Annotated in this window: 10 protein-coding genes; 9 read left to right on the top strand and 1 reads right to left on the bottom strand. The window is 65.9% G+C overall.

The genetic code is table 11. The features are described from left to right. The first annotated feature begins 38 nt into the window (after positions 1-38). The 7 genes from BACI348_RS06645 to BACI348_RS06615 all read left to right on the top strand — a co-directional run bounded on the left by BACI348_RS06645 (position 39) and on the right by BACI348_RS06615 (position 8,171). Complete coding sequence (locus BACI348_RS06645) at positions 39-1,505, top strand: ABC transporter permease (protein ID WP_159824501.1); 1,467 nt, start codon at positions 39-41, stop codon at positions 1,503-1,505. A 2-nt stretch (positions 1,506-1,507) separates the two neighbouring features. Next, positions 1,508-2,212, top strand: a complete 705-nt coding sequence (locus BACI348_RS06640) for an ABC transporter ATP-binding protein (protein ID WP_159824500.1) — start codon at positions 1,508-1,510, stop codon at positions 2,210-2,212. Between the two features lie 84 nt (positions 2,213-2,296). Continuing rightward, entirely contained in the window at positions 2,297-3,376 is a 1,080-nt protein-coding gene (locus BACI348_RS06635; RefSeq protein WP_159824499.1) for a Gfo/Idh/MocA family protein, read from the top strand. A gap of 184 nt (positions 3,377-3,560) precedes the next feature. Next, positions 3,561-4,496 (top strand): hypothetical protein, encoded by a 936-nt coding sequence (locus BACI348_RS06630; protein WP_159824498.1) that lies wholly within the window; start codon positions 3,561-3,563, stop codon positions 4,494-4,496. A gap of 88 nt (positions 4,497-4,584) precedes the next feature. Then, positions 4,585-6,156: an LPXTG cell wall anchor domain-containing protein gene (locus BACI348_RS06625; RefSeq protein ID WP_159824497.1), complete on the top strand. Its 1,572-nt coding sequence runs from the start codon at positions 4,585-4,587 to the stop codon at positions 6,154-6,156. Positions 6,157-6,450: 294 nt separating this feature from the next. After that, positions 6,451-7,668, top strand: a complete 1,218-nt coding sequence (locus BACI348_RS06620; protein ID WP_159824496.1) for a serine/threonine-protein kinase — start codon at positions 6,451-6,453, stop codon at positions 7,666-7,668. A gap of 5 nt (positions 7,669-7,673) precedes the next feature. Beyond that, the gene (locus tag BACI348_RS06615; RefSeq protein ID WP_159829871.1) at positions 7,674-8,171 is read left to right on the top strand and encodes a hypothetical protein; all 498 of its coding nucleotides are present in this window, start codon (positions 7,674-7,676) and stop codon (positions 8,169-8,171) included. 141 nt (positions 8,172-8,312) lie between these two features. Here BACI348_RS06615 and BACI348_RS06610 read toward each other — a convergent pair whose 3' ends face one another. Further along, positions 8,313-10,532, bottom strand: a complete 2,220-nt coding sequence (locus BACI348_RS06610; RefSeq protein ID WP_159824495.1) for an NADP-dependent isocitrate dehydrogenase — start codon at positions 10,530-10,532, stop codon at positions 8,313-8,315. 627 nt (positions 10,533-11,159) lie between these two features. Here BACI348_RS06610 and BACI348_RS06605 point away from each other — a divergent pair. Then, positions 11,160-12,137, top strand: a complete 978-nt coding sequence (locus BACI348_RS06605; protein ID WP_159824494.1) for a trypsin-like serine peptidase — start codon at positions 11,160-11,162, stop codon at positions 12,135-12,137. Further along, entirely contained in the window at positions 12,115-12,294 is a 180-nt protein-coding gene (locus BACI348_RS06600) for a hypothetical protein (protein ID WP_159824493.1), read from the top strand. The genes BACI348_RS06605 and BACI348_RS06600 overlap by 23 nt, the downstream gene beginning before the upstream one ends. Positions 12,295-12,313: the final 19 nt, after the last annotated feature.

Genomic DNA, 12,313 nt, shown 5'->3' with positions numbered 1-12,313 from the left:
CCAGCCTGCCCGGCTGGCACCGGAACCATAGGAGTAACGTGAGCGTCCTTGCCCGCAGTGTAGGCAATGCCTTCAGAAACAAGGTCCGCACGGCAGCGGTTGTTGCCGTGCTGGCTGTTGCGATCGGTTTGGCCCTGGCCATGCTGGTGGCCAACCAGGCCGTCGGAGCCAAAGTCCAGGAACTTAATGCCTCCGTCGGCACCGTGCTGACCGTCAACCCAGCCGGCGGGCAGGGCTTCGAAGGCGGCGGTGAGCCGCTCACGGCCGAGCAGGCAGCAACTGCCGCCGCCGTCCCCAACGTCAGTGCCGTCGTCGGAACCCAATCCCTGCGCCTGCGCAACGCCACCGAAGCTGCAGCCCAGGCCGCCGCCGGAACCGCTGGAGGTCCCGGTGGCGGGCAGGGCGGTCCCGGCGGCCAGTCCTCGGCCACCCTCACTACGAGCCTGACCGCCGCGGTCGACGCCGGAACGCTCGGCGGCCGCAACCAGGCCGCGAACGGCACCACGGGAACTGCCGGCACTACCCCGCCCGCCCGGTCGCTCCCGATCACCGCAACGGGCATCGGAGCAGAGGTGGACACCACCGGTAAGGCACTGGCAATCACCGAGGGCACAGGCCTGGGTGATTACACGGCCGAATCCACAAGCGCCCTGCTCGGCACCACGCTGGCGGAGAAGAACAGCCTCACCGTCGGGTCCACCTTCACCATCAACGATCAGGCCTACACAGTGGCAGGCCTGTTCGACGCCGGCACCGCGTTCGGCAACAACGCCGTTTACGTCACACTCCCCACGGCCCAGACCCTCGCCGGACTTCCGGGGGAGCTGTCCAGCATGATCGTCACCGTGGACTCGCTCGAAAACGTTGCGTCCACCAAAACTGCCCTCGAAGGGGCCCTCGGCCCCGACAATGCCGATGTCACCCAGGGTCAGAACCTCGAGACCGCGCTGGGCTCGCTGGGCAGCGTCAAGAACATTTCCTTGATCGCTTTCATCGCAGCCCTCGGCACGGCCGGCCTGATCATCCTCCTGATCATGGTGATGCTGGTCCGTGAACGCCGCCGAGAAATCGGTGTCCTGAAAGCCATCGGCGCCCCCAACCGCACCATCGGCCTGCAGTTCGTCCTCGAAGCCCTGGTCCTGGCTGCCCTGGGCAGTGCCGCAGGTGCCGCGATCGCTTCCTTCGCCAGCGGCGGGATCGCCTCGGCACTGATCAGTACCAACAGCACCAGCACGACGGCGGCTCCCACCACGGGCCGTGGCGCCGCCATGGCCGGCGCTGCCGGAGGCGCCGGCCTGCCGGGCGGCGGCGCCGGCTTCCCCGGCGGGCAGGGAGGACCCTTCGGCGGGGCCGCCCAGCTGGTCACGTCCGTCACCGCCAGCGCGTCCCCCGGCGTCATCGCGGCGGGCATCGGCGCCGTCTTCGGCGTCGCCATCATCGGCGCGCTGGTCCCGGCGCTGCTTACTGCACGTATCCGCCCCATCGAAGTCCTGCGAGGAGAATAGCCATGATTGAAGTCAAGAACCTGGTCCGCACTTTCAACTCCGGCGACCGCACCATCAAGCCGGTCAACGACGTCAGCTTTGAACTGGAGCAGGGCACCCTCGCCTCTATCGTCGGTAAGAGCGGCAGCGGCAAAAGCACATTGTTGTCCCTCCTCGGTGCCCTGGACAAACCCACCAGCGGAGACGTCGTCGTCAACGGAGTCAGCCTTGCCGGCATGCCCGACGCGAAGCTCACGGAGTACAGACGGCGTGACATCGGTTTTGTGTTCCAGCAGTTCAACCTGATCCCAAACCTCTCCGCAGTGGACAACGTGATGCTCCCGATGGAGTTCGCGGGCATCCGCAAAGCCGTCCGGCTGCAGCGCGCCAAGGACCTCCTGGTGCAGGTCCAGCTGGATCCGGAAAAGCACGACCGGCGCACCAACCGGCTGTCCGGCGGCGAGCAGCAGCGCGTGGCGATCGCCCGCGCGCTGGCCAACGAGCCCCAGCTGATCCTCGCCGATGAGCCCACCGGAAACCTGGACGAGCAGACCGGTGACCACATCATCGAGCTCCTCAGCTCGCTCAGCCGGAACCACAACACCACCATCCTCGTGGTCACGCACGACCGCGCCCTGGCCAACAAAACGGACCGCCGCTTCCGCCTGCAGCAGGGCAAACTGACCGAGGAACCTGCGAGCAGGCCGGTGGTGGCCGCCTCCGCCTAAGTTCACCGAGCCGCCGGCCGGGGCGTCCGTCCACCCCGGCCGGCCCAAGAGGTGAGGCCGGCAGGCCTGTGACAGGATTGCTCCATGAGTGCGCCCCTCGCCAAGCCGTGGCTGTCCAGCCAATCCGACCAGGACCCCCGCTCTGCAACAGGAGCCCCGCTTCGCTGGGGCGTCATTGCCACCGGGGGCATCGCACGTTCGGTGTCGCAGGACCTGGCACTGCTCGCCGACGCCGAACTGTACGCTGTCAGCTCCCGGGGCCAGGACACGGCGGACGCCTTTGCCGTTGCCTACGACTTTGCCAGGGCGTACGGGGACGACGGCGGTGTCCCCGGCTACCAGCGGCTGCTTGCCGATGAAGCGGTGGACGTTGTCTACGTGGCAACGCCCCACGCGCAGCATTACGAAATCGTGCTGGCCGCGCTCACCGCGGGCAAACACGTCCTCTGCGAGAAGGCCTTCACCGTCAACGCCCGGGAAGCGGCGGAGCTGATCGATGTCGCCAGGAGCCGCCAACTGTTCCTGATGGAAGCAGTCTGGAGCCGTTTCCTGCCCAGTATGCAGCGGGCTTTTGAGATTGCCGGCTCCGGCGAGATCGGCGACATCCACTGGGTCACCGCCGATCTCGGGTTTCCTGCCCCATATTCTCCGACTGCCAGGCTGTGGGCCAGGCAGGACGGTGGTGGTGCGTTGCTGGACCTTTCCGTCTACCCGTTGCTCTGGGCGCTCGGCACCCTTGGGTTCCCGCAGACTGTCAGTGCCACAGGCTTCGTCAACGACGACGGCGTGGACGCACAAAATGCCATGACGCTTGGTTATAGCCACGGCGCGCAGGCACAGCTGACGTCCTCGCTCCTGGCACATGGTCCGCGCATTGCCACCGTTGCCGGCAGCAACGGCTTTCTGCAAAGTATCGGATCCATCAATAACCCCCGTGAACTGATGGTGGGCTCCGGGTGGGACGAGCGGCGTGTTGAGTCATTTGATGTGGTGGGCCGCGGATACACGTATGAACTGCGGGAGGTAACACGGTGCATCCAGCAGGGCCTGACGGAAAGCCCGGTGATGCCGCTGGAGGACTCCTTGAATGTGATGCGCCTCTTCGACGGGGTCCGTGCCCAGCTCGGAGTCAGTTATCCGAACGACGAACGGCTGGGGCGGTGACAGGGCTGTAAAAGGCAGCGGACCCTGGTCAAAGCTGTGACAGCGCTGGCTCACTTGGTCATGTCTTGAAGGAAAGCTTCGTCGCTGTTTGTCGATTTGTTGTTCGAATTGTCTGGACTCCTGCAAAATTCAGTCTTAGGCTGTAGGCATCGTCGAATGCAACGATACCGGGGGGGTGATACGCATGGCTAAGACTCGTTCTCCATGGCGTGCCCTGCGTCCCGTGTTCCTTGCCGGCGCAGCGACCCTCACCTGGCTGGCCCTCTCCACGACGGCCGCCTCGGCGGATACGCTCTCGGACTCATCGTCGCTGCTCGGCGGCCTCACCAGCCCGGTATCTTCGGTAACGGGCAAGCTGGCCGCTCCTGCACCCACTGTTCCTGCTCCGCCTCCCGCTGCCACAGCGCCTGCCGGACTGCTCAAGCCCGTTGCGGCCCAGGTTTCGGGGGTTGCGGACAACATTGTTTCTGCTGTCCCGGTTGTGAATCGAGTGGTTCCTGCCGGCACTGTCACGGCTGTGGCCGCTCCGATCGCCCAGATGGCGGATGGGGCAACCGCAGCAGTTGTGGAAGTTGTTGTTCCGCCGGTTGCTGAGTCCTTTCCGGTGCTGGAACCGGTCCTGCAGCCCGTATCCGGTGTAGTGACCGGCACGGCGCCGCTGCCGGTTGAGCTTCCTGAACTGGCTCCCGTGGTGGTTGAGGATGTCCCTGCAACAGCCGCTATCGTCCCCGCCGGGACTTCTGCCATCGCGGAACCGGCACCGGCTGAGAACCTGGCAGCCTCGGAATCACCCGTTACGTCGGCGGATACTGCGGCTTCCCCTTCCAGTGCGCTTGCCTTCGCGGGAACTGCTGGGCCCCAGTGGGCTGCGTTCAGCATCCCTGGCGTCGGCCATGAGCAGCCACTTACGGCGGATCCTTCACCGGCCAATACCCAGGCCCCTGCTGCCCCCGGCTCCGGCACAGGAAGCGGAGCCGCCTCGGCCGGCTCCCCAGGCTCGGCTGCGTACCTGAGCCCCTTCAACTTTGACCTTCCACTTGCCGGTGCTGTCTGCGCCGGTGAGGCCTCTGAGCATGCCCCTGCACCGGTGTCATTCGACCCCGGTTCTTCTCCTGACTAGTTGAGACCCGTCTGCCCTTTCGCGGCAGAAACGCGGCCATTCGGGTTGCTGACAGGCACCCCGCTCAACTTTCTCAGGAGACATCACCATGAGTTCCAACCTTCGCAGGGGGATGCTTGGCACCCTCTTTGCCGGTGGGCTTTTAGCCCTCGGCTGCACCGCGGCAAACGCCGCGGACACCACCAGTGGATCGGATCTATCCGCATCTGCCCTCATCTCGGCGGCGGCGTCCGCTGACTCGGCGTCGTTGGGCCTGCTGGGTGACCCAACGCCGTCCGATTCAACGGCCGTCGCCGCCGTAGTGGATGCCGCGGTTAACCTCGGCGCCACCTCCGGAACCGGTCAAACCGCCAGCCCCGATCTCGCCGCAGCAGCGGTCGTGGACCTCGGTCTGGGCAGCACCGGCACCAACGGAACCGAAGCAGCAGCGGCCGACCTCGCTGTCGCAGCAGACGCCGTCGTGGACCTCGGTCTGGGCAACACCGGCACCAACGGAACGGAAGCAGCAGCGGCCGACCTCGCGGTCGCAGCAGACGTAGCCGTCGACCTGGGCACCGGCAATAACATCACTGACACATCAGCGACCGACCTCGCAGTCGCAGCAGACGCCGTCGTGGACCTCGGTCTCGGCAACACCGGCACCGACACGTCAGCGGCCGACCTCGCAGTCGCAGCGGACGCCGTCGTGGACCTCGGTCTGGGCAACACCGGCACCAACGGAACGGAAGCAGCAGCGGCCGACCTCGCTGTCGCAGCAGACGTAGCCGTCGACCTGGGCACCGGCAATAACATCACTGACACATCAGCGGCCGACCTCGCAGTCGCAGCAGACGCCGTCGTGGACCTCGGTCTGGGCAACACCGGCACCGTCACCGACGGCACCACCGGCGGACTCAACGCCGTCGTAGACGCAGTCGTAGACCTCGACCTCGGCAACACCGGCACCGTCACCGACGGCACCACCGGCGGACTCAACGCCGTCGTAGACGCAGTCGTAGACCTCGACCTCGGCAACACCGGCACCGGCACCGACGGCACCACCGGCGGAATCGGAGCCGTCGTAGACGCAGTCGTAGACCTCGACCTCGGCAACACCGGCACCGTCACCGACGGCACCACCGGCGGACTCAACGCCGTCGTAGACGCAGTCGTAGACCTCGACCTCGGCAACACCGGCGGTAACGGCGGAGTGGATGCCGGGATCGACCTGGGCGTTGACCTCGGCATCGGCCTGGGCGGCGATGACAACGGCACCGAAACCCCGGGCACCGAAACCCCAGGTACCGGTACTCCGGGAACAGAAAACCCGGGCACTGAGAACCCCGGCGACGGCAACACGGGAGGCACCGGGACGGTTGACCCCGGCACCACCACTCCGGGTGCAACCACCCCTGGCACCGGCGGCACCACCGGCGGTAAGAACGGTACCGACGCAGGCACCGCCGGCAATGGCGGGGTCTCAGCAGCCCCGGCCGGTTCCACCGCGGTGGGCGGCGCCATCGGAATCGATACCAGCGTAAGCACCGTTGCCCAGGGCGGAACTGCAAAGGGCAGCGCCGCACTCGCCAACACGGGCATGGATGCTTCGCTCGTCCCGCTTGCCGTGCTGCTCCTGGTGGCCGGACTCCTGGTCCTCATCCGCAAGCGCAAGGTGTCCTAGGCGCCCCATGCTTGCGTGACCGTGCCTGCACCATGCGCCTGAAGCGGCAGCAACACGCAGGCTGAGGGAAGGGAGGACCCCGCAAAAGACAAGTCGAAAACACTCAAATTCACGCAAACATGTCATCAGCACACATGTCCTTGTGGCCGGTGGTCCGGCGGCGAAAGCTAGAGGTTCGCCGCCGGGCCGTCGGCGCGTCCGCCGAATGAAAGGCGCAGCGCAATCGTCCTATTACTCCACCCCCCGTATAATTTGAGGTACGACAGTGCCGCAACGCACCGGGAGGGAACGGTCATGGTGGCGGAATCGCCTAGCTCCATCAAGAATGAAGTGGTCGGCGGACGTTATCGGCTGGGTGAGGTCATTGGCCGCGGCGGAATGTCATCTGTCTATTGCGCGCGGGACGAGAACCTGGGCCGCGACGTTGCCCTGAAGCTCTTCGCCCCGCAGGCCCCGGACGCCGATGAACTAAAACGGCAGGAAGCCGAAATCCAGCTGCTCGCCACACTCAACCATCCCGGTCTTGTGACACTTTTCGACGCCGGCATCGACGACCGCATTGTCGACGAGCCCCGCCCGTTCCTCACCATGGAACTGGTGGAGGGGCAGGACCTCCGCGCCCGGATCCGGCACAGCCGCGTCCCCCTGGAGGAACTGTCGGTAATCGGCGCCGGCATCGCCGACGCTCTGGCCTACGTTCACGGACTCGGGATCATCCACCGCGACATCAAGCCCGCAAACATCCTGCTGGTCCAGATCAGGCCCGGTGAACCGCTGCGGCCCAAGCTCACCGATTTCGGTATCGCCCGGATCGCAGACTCCACCCGGCTGACTGCCACCGGGACCATGGTGGGCACAGCCGCCTACCTCAGCCCCGAGCAAGCGCTCGGCCAGCCACTCTCCCCTGCCTCGGACATCTACTCGCTGGGACTCGTGCTCCTGGAGTGCATCAAGGGCACAGTCGAATACCCGGGTGGTGCGGTGGAATCGGCCGTGGCACGCCTCCACCGCGCACCGGAAATCCCCGAAGACTTGCCCAAGGAATGGGCCGACCTGATCCGCTCCATGACAGCCATCGAGCCGCTGGAACGCCCCGCGGCGGCGGACATCGAAACCGCCCTGCGGCAAGCATTGGTTTCGCCAGCGTCCACGCCGGGAGAGCTCGCTCCCGAATCCACCAGGGTCCTGCCGGCCATGCCATTCCGTCCTCCGTCCATCACGGCCGAGGAGTCGGTGGATGAACTCCGTGAAGCAGCAGGGCCCCTTGACGAGGTCTCTCGGCCAGCAACGGCGGGCAGGGGCAAACAGGCAAAGGGGAAGCTGTCAGCGATCTTCGGCCGCAGGCGGATCTGGCTGGGGGTGCTCCTTGCCGTCGTGGTGCTGGCAGCTGCTGTAGCGGCAGTGTTGGTGAGCCTGAACGCCCAGTCCACGCCCGACGTCGTGCCCTACCCGGCCGTCACCGGCGTCCTGGGTGACCATCTGGAGGAACTCCAGAAGAGCGTGGAACCTTGAGCCGGGTGAACGCCGGCCGGCGGCAATCGCAGGCCATCCGGTGGACGGCCGCTTTGCTCGCGGCCGGGCTGCTTGCCGGCTGCGGCACCAACAACACCGGCCTGCAGCCCAGCGCTGCCCGGCAACTCCAGGCACGTGTCCTGGAGGTTAGCGAAGCCTCCTCGCGCAACGATGCCGCTGCCGCCCTGAAGGCTCTGGAGAGCCTCGAGGCCGAGCTGGCGGCTGCGCAGAGCAAGGGGCAGGTTTCCGAAGAACGGCGGCAGACCATCACCACCATCGCCGCTGCCGTCCGGGCCGATCTCAATAATGCTGCTGCTGCCGCGGCGGCAGCAGCAGCAGCGAAGGCAGCGGAGGACGCCCGCATCGCTGAGGAAGCTGCTGCCGCCCAGCAGGCCTCCCAGCAGGCCGCCCAAACGCCGGCGCCGGCACCAGCCCCTGCCCCTGCCACCGGCAACGGGGAGAACAAGAAGGGCAACGAGGACAAGGGCAAAGGTAAAGATTAGCTCGGGCGCCTTAGGCAGGGCGCACGACGGCGGCGGCCCAGGTGTGTGCGCCCACGGCTCCCAGCCGAACGACGAAGAGGCGGTGCCCCGGAAAACCCGGGACACCGCCTCTTGACGTCTATTCAGCTGAAGCATTGACCCTTAGCTGAGGGTGGCGAGAACCTTGTTCAGCGTGGCCGACGGGCGCATCACAGCGGAAGCCTTCGCGTCGTCCGGGTGGTAGTAGCCCCCGATGTCCACCGGGGAGCCCTGGACCTCGGCCAGCTCGCCCACGATGGTCTCCTCCTTGGAGGAGAGCTCGTCGGCGACCGTGCTGAACGCGGCGGCCAGGTCGGCGTCGTCCGTCTGCTTTGCCAGCTCCTCTGCCCAGTAGCGGGCCAGGTAGTAGTGGCTGCCGCGGTTGTCCAGCTCGCCGGCGCGGCGGCTCGGGGACTTGTTCTCCAACAGGAAGGTTCCGGTGGCGCGGTCCAGGGTGTCGGCCAGGACCTGGGCGCGGGCGTTGCCCGTGGTGGTGGCCAGGTGCTCGAAGCTGACGGCCAGGGCCAGGAATTCACCCAGGCTGTCCCAGCGCAGGTGGTTTTCCTTGAGCAGCTGCTGGACGTGCTTCGGGGCGGATCCGCCGGCGCCGGTTTCGAAGAGTCCGCCGCCGTTCATCAGCGGGACGATCGAAAGCATCTTGGCGCTGGTGCCCAGTTCTAGGATGGGGAACAGGTCCGTGAGGTAGTCGCGCAGCACGTTGCCGGACACCGAAATGGTGTCCTCGCCCTTGCGGATGCGCTCCAGGGTGAACGCAATTGCCTTCACCGGGGACATGATGCGGATGTCCAGGCCCTCGGTGTCGTGGTCCTTGAGGTACTCGTTGACCTTGGCGATCAGGTTGGCGTCGTGGGCGCGTTCCTCGTCCAGCCAGAACACTGCCGGGGTCTGGGAAGCGCGGGCACGGGTGACGGCCAGCTTGACCCAGTCGCGGATGGGCAGGTCCTTGGTCTGGCACGCGCGCCAGATGTCACAGGCGGAAACCTGGTGCTCGATCAGGACCTTCCCGGAACCGTCCACGATCTGCACCGTGCCGGCTTCCTGGATTTCGAAGGTCTTGTCGTGGCTGCCGTATTCCTCGGCGGCCTGCGCCATGAGGCCCACGTTGGGGACGGTGCCCATGGTGGTGGGGTCGTAGGCGCCGTTGGCGCGGCAGTCGTCGATGACCACCTGGTAGATACCGGCGTAGGAGCTGTCCGGCAGTACGGCCAGGGTGTCTGCTTCCTGGCCGTCCGGGCCCCACATGTGGCCGGAGCTGCGGATCATGGCGGGCATGGAGGCGTCCACGATGACGTCGCTGGGGACGTTCAGGGTGGTGATGCCCTTGTCCGAGTCCACCATGGCCAGCGCCGGGCCATCTTCGAGGCCCTTCTTGATGAGGGACTGCACGCCTTCGCGGACGTCCGCCGGCAGGTCTTCAAGGCTGCTCAGGATTGCTGCGAGGCCGTTGTTGGGGCTGATGCCGGCGGCCGCAAGCTGCTTGCCGTAGGTCTCGAAGAGCTCGGAGAAGTAGGCCTGGACCACGTGGCCGAAGATGATGGGATCCGAGACCTTCATCATGGTGGCCTTGAGGTGGGCGGAGAACAGGACGCCCTCTTCCTTGGCCCGGGCAACCTGGGCCTTGAGGAACTCGTCCAGGGCCGCTGCGCGCATCACGGTGCCGTCGATGACTTCGCCGGCCAGCACAGGGAAGGCCTTCTTCAGGACCTTAACGGAGCCGTCTTCGCGGACCAGCTGGATGGCGATGGTGCCCTCGGACTCGATGACCACCGACTTCTCGTTGGAGCGGAAGTCGTCCTTGCCCATGGTGGCCACGTTGGTCTTGGACTCCGGGGTCCAGGGGCCCATGGAGTGCGGGTTCTGGCGGGCGTAGTTCTTCACGGACAGGGGTGCGCGGCGGTCAGAGTTGCCCTCACGCAGGACGGGGTTCACGGCGGAGCCCTTGATCTTGTCGTACCGTGAACGGATGGCCGTCTCCTCGTCCGAGGAGGGGTTGTCCGGGTAATCCGGAAGCGCGTAGCCCTGGCCCTGAAGTTCTGCGATGGCTGCCTTCAGCTGCGGGATGGAGGCGCTGATGTTGGGCAGCTTGATGATGTTGGCTTCCGGCGTCTTCGCCAGCTCACCGAGTTCAGCAAGGGCGTCACCGATCTGCTGCTCGGGGGTCAGGTAGTCACCGAACACGGCGATGATGCGGCCGGCGAGCGAGATGTCGCGGGTCTCCACCTCCACACCTGCAGTCGAAGCGAACGCCTCGATGATAGGCAGGAACGAATAGGTAGCCAGCATCGGCGCTTCGTCGGTGTGGGTGTAGATAATCTTGGACATGCGCGGGCGTCTCCCTGTGGGTCGGCTTGGTTGTGAATCCGGTCTATTCACCATCCCTTAACTTACCCGAGGACGCGCCCGCGAACCGTACCGGATGCTTTGGATTACTTGCCGGCCCGGCGCCTGCGCTGCGGGACGTCACTGGGCCAGATCTGTGCGTACCGCGCATCCTGCCGCCGCAACTCCGCCGTGGCCGTGAACGTGTGCACGGGGTCCAGGTCCCGAAGCCGCCTAGCTTCGGCAGATGCGGCTTCATCGCGTGCGGCCTGGTCTGCCCCTTCGCCGGGCCCTGGGCTGCCGCCGCGTCCGGCCGGCTTTGCGGATCTGCGGAAGGAAAACATCGCGGACTCTCCCTCTCTCGGTGCCCCGAGCCCAGCCGGACGCGTCATTTGTTGCTCCCACGGTAATCCGGCCAGGATGCGCCGCGGCCGCTTTCGCCCCGGTTCTGCGGGAATTATGTGGACAGGGAGGGGTTCCCGCAGGGGTCCCCAAACCTCCGCGGGGTAGCCCTGTCTGGTACCCGAGAGGGCACTCCTGTATATACAAACTTCTTTGATGCCGATAAATTCGTTGGGTCACAGGGAGGGCTTGACTTTAGCCCTCCCCCACCCGTTAGGACAGGACACCATGACACGCACCAGGTCCCTGGCTTCAGGCCTTCTGAGTTTCTCGGCGGCAGCCGTTCTGGCTCTGACCACAGCCGGCGGAGCCTCCGCGGCGCCGGCCCCTTCGACCGCTTCCGAAGACAAGCTTCTTCCTTCGATCGTGCGCCTCGCGGTGAATGGTGCCGGAGCCGCCGACTATTGGACCTCGGAGAGGATGCAAAACGCGGTTCCGGGTGATGTCCTGGCCGGACAAGCACTGGAAAACGGCACCCGCTCCAACCCTGCCGTGATTGAGAAGGGCAAGAAGACCAAGGTCAAGGCCGCCAAGGCTAAGGCTGCCACCCCGGGAACGGTGAACCATGTCGGCAAGGTGTTCTTCACCATGGGAAACTCCAACTACGTCTGCTCGGGCAACGCCGTGTCCTCCGACAACAAAAGCACTGTAGCCACTGCCGGACACTGCGTTTTCGGCGGCCCCGGCCAGGAGGCCACCAACTTCACGTTCGTGCCGGCCTACAACAACGGAGCAGCACCTTACGGCAAGTGGGCGGCCAAGGCTCTTTACACCACCACCGGGTGGAGCAGTGCGGGTGACCTTAACTACGACACCGGCTTCGCGGTGATGGAGCCGCTCAACGCCAACCTCCTCACGGACGTGGTGGGCGGCTCCGCTGTGGCCTTCGGCCAGGATCGCGGGCTGTCCTACACGGCCTTCGGCTACCCGGCAGACAAGCCGTTCACCGGTGAGGCGCTCAAGAGCTGCGCCGGCACTGCCAGCGGAGACCCGATCAACCCCAAGTTTACGACCCAGGGAATTCCCTGTGACATGACGAGTGGATCCTCGGGCGGTCCGTGGTTCATTGAATCCGGCCTCGGCGAGGGCTCCGGAGGCGTGCAGAACTCCATTAACAGCTACGGCTACAGCGGCTCGAAGGTGATGTACGGGCCGTACTGGGGCGACGCCATCAGAGAGGTGTATGACGTTGCCTCAAAGCCCTAGCGAAGAAACCCCCGCCAACCGCTCCGTCACCCGGATAGAGGTGAACCAGACCCAGGAGGAAATCCTCGAGTACTGGACCGAGGAGCGCATGGCGGAAGCAAAGCCCCGGGAGCTTCGGCGTCCGGAGCAGGGCCCGCCTCCAGGCAAGCAGGACTAAGCCGGCAAACAACGACGGC

This window comes from Arthrobacter sp. 9AX (assembly GCF_902506095.1).
GTDB lineage: Bacteria > Actinomycetota > Actinomycetes > Actinomycetales > Micrococcaceae > Arthrobacter.
The sequence above is the reverse complement of the archived record's forward strand: the minus strand, read 5'-3'. Positions and strand labels throughout refer to the sequence as shown.

Bases quoted from the DNA above. Each gene is read 5' to 3' on its own strand.
- BACI348_RS06625 (WP_159824497.1), top strand. From the start codon at position 4,585: ATGAGTTCCAACCTTCGCAGGGGGATGCTTGGCACCCTCTTTGCCGGT.
- BACI348_RS06630 (WP_159824498.1), top strand. From the start codon at position 3,561: ATGGCTAAGACTCGTTCTCCATGGCGTGCCCTGCGTCCCGTGTTCCTT.
- BACI348_RS06640 (WP_159824500.1), top strand. From the start codon at position 1,508: ATGATTGAAGTCAAGAACCTGGTCCGCACTTTCAACTCCGGCGACCGC.
- BACI348_RS06620 (WP_159824496.1), top strand. From the start codon at position 6,451: ATGGTGGCGGAATCGCCTAGCTCCATCAAGAATGAAGTGGTCGGCGGA.
- BACI348_RS06635 (WP_159824499.1), top strand. From the start codon at position 2,297: ATGAGTGCGCCCCTCGCCAAGCCGTGGCTGTCCAGCCAATCCGACCAG.
- BACI348_RS06605 (WP_159824494.1), top strand. From the start codon at position 11,160: ATGACACGCACCAGGTCCCTGGCTTCAGGCCTTCTGAGTTTCTCGGCG.
- BACI348_RS06600 (WP_159824493.1), top strand. From the start codon at position 12,115: ATGACGTTGCCTCAAAGCCCTAGCGAAGAAACCCCCGCCAACCGCTCC.
- BACI348_RS06610 (WP_159824495.1), bottom strand. From the start codon at position 10,532: ATGTCCAAGATTATCTACACCCACACCGACGAAGCGCCGATGCTGGCT.